At 62.4% G+C, this 1,090-nt stretch carries 2 protein-coding genes; both read right to left on the bottom strand.

Features of this window, described 5'->3' with window-relative positions:
* Positions 1–890: phage late control D family protein (locus HWX25_RS32615; RefSeq protein ID WP_175912705.1), on the bottom strand; the 890-nt coding region annotated here is incomplete at its 3' end.
* Between the two features lie 86 nt (positions 891–976).
* Positions 977–1,090: type VI secretion system contractile sheath large subunit (locus HWX25_RS32610; protein WP_175912703.1), on the bottom strand; the 114-nt coding region annotated here is incomplete at its 5' end.

Raw genomic sequence — 1,090 nt, 5'->3', positions numbered from 1 at the left:
GCGATCTGCTGACCTTCCTCCGGCGTCTCGTAATGCTCGCCCCAGCGATAGTCGATGCCGTTCGTCGACTTGTCCGCTCGCGCGGCGTTTTCCTCGACGAGCAGCGACACACCGGCCTGCCGGTGGTTGTAATCGTGCAGCCGCACGGCTTCAGGCACGCGCCGGGTCCGCTTCTCGAGCGTCTTGATCGCGTCCCGGCCGGCGCTCTCCAGCCCCGAGTCGCGCCGATACGACACGGTACGTTGCTTGCGCGCGTACGCATCGAGGTCGTCGCCGAACACCAGCACCGCGTGATCCTTCTTCTGCTCCCAGCGAAACCAGATTCCCTCTTCCGCGCACAGGCGCCGGATAAAGGCGAACGTGGTCTCGTGATACTGGGTGATGTATTCGTGCCGCTTGTACTTCCCGCGTAGCTGGAACTGGAAGTCGACGCCGGCCCGGTAGCCGTAATGGCGCAGCGTATCGGTGACGATCTCCTCGACCGACTGCTTCTGGAACAGCCGGCTCGTCACGCCCCGATTCAGATCGGCGAGCGTGGGCTCAAGCCGGACCCGATAGTGCGTCTCGTCCGCCGAGGTGCCGAGCTCATCTAATTCCGTGATAACGCCGTGGATCGTGTACGCCGGCGGCATCTTGCTGAACTGCGCCGCCCGCTCGCCGAACATCCTGCGCAAGTAGTCCATGTTCGGATCGACCGGGGCGATGATGAATTTTGCCGGGCGACCGACCATCTGGTCCATCGGAATACCGGCCATCGGGCTCGTGAACTCGATGTCGTAGCGATACAGCTCGCTCACGGCATCCCGCCCCGCGAACTTGAGGACGGACGTTGGCGCCGGATGTGGCGCCAGCTTCAATTCATAAGCCTGGGTAGGCAGGATCATCGACATGCAGGAATTCTCATGAACGCGCGAGAGGGACGGACAACAACGCCGGGGCCACAACGACCCCGGCGGCTCATGCGACAAACGTCAAATCAGCTCTTGGCCTTCGGCATTTGCGACACCAGCGACAGCCCGATGTCCATACCCTCTACCTGGAAGTGCGGGATGATGAAGAGCTTGATGCGGAAGAAACCCGGGTTGTCCTC

The organism is Burkholderia sp. BCC1640 (assembly GCF_902833125.1).
Lineage (GTDB): Bacteria > Pseudomonadota > Gammaproteobacteria > Burkholderiales > Burkholderiaceae > Burkholderia > Burkholderia diffusa.
The sequence above is the reverse complement of the archived record's forward strand: the minus strand, read 5'-3'. Positions and strand labels throughout refer to the sequence as shown.